The sequence below is a fragment of the Rahnella sp. PD4 genome, assembly GCF_049199325.1.
In the GTDB taxonomy this organism is placed as follows: domain Bacteria; phylum Pseudomonadota; class Gammaproteobacteria; order Enterobacterales; family Enterobacteriaceae; genus Rahnella; species Rahnella perminowiae.
This window is the reverse complement of the sequence record NZ_JBLZQF010000030.1, coordinates 1-608: the sequence shown is the minus strand read 5'-3', so window position 1 is coordinate 608 and position 608 is coordinate 1. Positions and strand designations below refer to the sequence as shown.

The 608-nt window shown below is 57.4% G+C and carries 1 protein-coding gene; it reads left to right on the top strand.

Features of this window, described 5'->3' with window-relative positions; translation table 11 throughout:
- The coding region (locus ACOZIO_RS25060) for a contractile injection system protein, VgrG/Pvc8 family (protein WP_421595882.1) at nt 1-608 on the top strand (608 nt) is incomplete at both ends.

The following is a 608-nucleotide window of genomic DNA, read 5'->3' as shown; positions in this document are numbered from 1 at the left end:
GAACACCGCGTCACCCGGTTAAATCAGGGCAGCAATAACGCGATTTACCAGAACGACAGCGTCATCAGCATGACCGAAAACACCTTCCTGCGTTACTACATGGACCGGCTGGATTTCCGGTTTGCCCTTAATGAACAGTACCCGCTGAAAAAATTCATGATGCAGTTCGGCGAAAGCGAATACGCGCACATCGCGCGCCGCCTGGCCGACAGCGGCATCTCGTACTTCTTCGAGTATGACGAAGAGAACAACTGCGACGTCATGGTGCTGGCCGACCATTCTTACGCCTGGCCGGAACTGGTCGCCATCCCGTTCCGTAACCCGGCGGGCCTGTTCGACGGCTGCCAGGAGTCGGTCTGGGAAATGTCGGTCAGCCGCAAGGCCATCCCGAAATCGGTGACAGTTAACGACGATTACTATCCGGCCGCGCAAAGCGATATGACCGCCACGGCGACCACCAATCCGGATTACACGGCGCTGGTTGCCGAAGATTACCGCTGGGGTGAGTCCTATCCTGAGCCGGGCAAGGAATACAGCAACGAGCCCGGTCAGGGGATGTGGTACGCCAGACGCCGTCAGGAGCGTTATCTGAGCGAACAAATCACCTT